Genomic DNA, 585 nt, shown 5'->3' with positions numbered 1-585 from the left:
TAGCGAGTGGAAGGTAATGACTGATACCCTGCCCCCTGGCTTCAGAACCTCAATTGCCTGCTCCAAAGCTTCTTCAAACACCCTAAGTTCATCGTTTACGGCAATTCTGATTGCCTGAAACACGCGTTTAGCGGGATGTCCGCCTCTCCTTCTCGCTGGAGCGGGAATCGCGTCTTTTATTAGATCGACCAGTTGGCCCGTAGTTTGAATAGGAGACTTCATTCTTGCCTCCTCAATTTTTCTGGCGATCTGTTTACTGAACTTCTCTTCTCCGTATTTAAAGAAAATACGGACGAGATCCTCATAGCGCCACTCATTAACGACTTCTTTCGCCGTAAGCGTAGCCGACTGGTCCATCCTCATGTCCAACGGTGCGTCATGATGGTAACTGAATCCGCGCTCCGGTGTATCCAGCTGCGGAGAGGACACCCCTAAATCAAATAAAATACCGTCTACTTCTGTAATGCCTTGTTCATTCAAACATTCTTTTAAATACCTGAAATTGCTTTTAATCAGAATGAGCTGCCCTTTATAGTCGGACAACACTTCTTTAGCATGCTGTAATGCCGTATCATCTTGGTCAAA

The 585-nt window shown here is 46.0% G+C and carries 1 protein-coding gene; it reads right to left on the bottom strand.

The features are described 5' to 3' along the window. The coding region (gene rsmH / locus ACWHAR_RS29910; protein WP_452088789.1) for a 16S rRNA (cytosine(1402)-N(4))-methyltransferase RsmH at positions 1 to 585 on the bottom strand (585 nt) is incomplete at both ends.

Source organism: Bacillus sp. LR--39 (assembly GCF_053613335.1).
The sequence above is the reverse complement of the archived record's forward strand: the minus strand, read 5'-3'. Positions and strand labels throughout refer to the sequence as shown.